The 1,000-nt window shown below is 45.3% G+C and carries 2 protein-coding genes and 1 pseudogene; 1 reads left to right on the top strand and 2 read right to left on the bottom strand.

What is annotated here, in order from left to right; translation table 11 throughout:
• Positions 1 to 424, bottom strand: a pseudogene (locus F6K53_RS45625) (RNA-guided endonuclease TnpB family protein); the annotation flags it as partial.
• 295 nt (positions 425 to 719) lie between these two features.
• Between F6K53_RS45625 and F6K53_RS45620 the strand changes: the two are divergent.
• Complete coding sequence (locus tag F6K53_RS45620) at positions 720 to 842, top strand: hypothetical protein (RefSeq protein WP_293087885.1); 123 nt, start codon at positions 720 to 722, stop codon at positions 840 to 842.
• Here the strand turns inward: F6K53_RS45620 and F6K53_RS45615 are convergent.
• Positions 808 to 1,000: XisI protein (locus F6K53_RS45615; RefSeq protein ID WP_293087882.1), on the bottom strand; the 193-nt coding region annotated here is incomplete at its 5' end. The genes F6K53_RS45620 and F6K53_RS45615 overlap by 35 nt on opposite strands.

Below are 1,000 nucleotides of genomic sequence, written 5' to 3'. Positions count from 1 at the left end.
TCTTACCCGCATTAAATCCATCGGTGAAGTTAATAGTTAAACAATCAGCTGAGAGTTTCCAGCCTGACGTTTTATACTCAACCGTTCGCGCAGCGTCGGCAAAGCCGTTACGAGAATGCTTTTTGAACTGAGGATATCCTTTCTGTTTCGCACCCTCTCTACAACGACGATAGAAGCTAGAGATTGAATTCCAAGCCCTCTGTGCTGATGCTTGCCGTGCCATTGAGTTTAATTTCTTAGCAAAAGGAAACTCACGCGCTAGTTCTTTGCATAGCAGAGATAGACGAGCCTTGTTCACATTTGGCTCTTCCCGCCACAATCTAACTGCTTTATTTCTGATAAACTGAGCAGTTCTTATGGCTTCATCTAAGGCTTGATATTGTACCTTAGACCCGTTTAATAGCTTGGCTTCTCTGACTATCATAAGTTGATTTTACTACACGCCTGCGCCAGATCAAACATAACTACTACATTCTTTTTTATTGGTCGGAATTCATCTCACCGCTAACCTGCGGTATAGCGGGAGCCTTCTTCTGACATTCAGGTAAAAATAGACTCTCCTAAAGCTCTGGCCGTATAACCCCCTTCCGGATCTTCCTCAACCAAAAACACAACCTCGCTCATGCTCATGACTCCCCCATTCTTGTCTATCGTTATTATGGCATAGGGAGATAGGGAGCTGGGGAGCTGGGGAGATGGGGAGATAGGGAGATAGGGAAATGGGGAGTCAGCTCAGCGTTACCTCTTGCCTCTTGCCTCTTGCCTCTTGCCTCTTAGCTACTCCCTGCTCCCTGCTCCCTATTCCCTTTAACCCACCGCAAAATCACTATACTGACGCATGAACGGAGTATGAAAGGCTAATACAATATCATACTTAGGAATCCCCACATCAGTCAGCTCATTCGCCACACCATATTCCGTCCCATCATATTGAATCCAAATCTTGTCATTGATAATATCAATGTGAATCAAGCAACCATAGACGCGGCGATGCTCTTCA

This window comes from Moorena sp. SIO4A1 (assembly GCF_010672065.1).
Classification (GTDB): domain Bacteria; phylum Cyanobacteriota; class Cyanobacteriia; order Cyanobacteriales; family Coleofasciculaceae; genus Moorena.
This window is presented reverse-complemented; position numbering and strand designations above follow the sequence as displayed.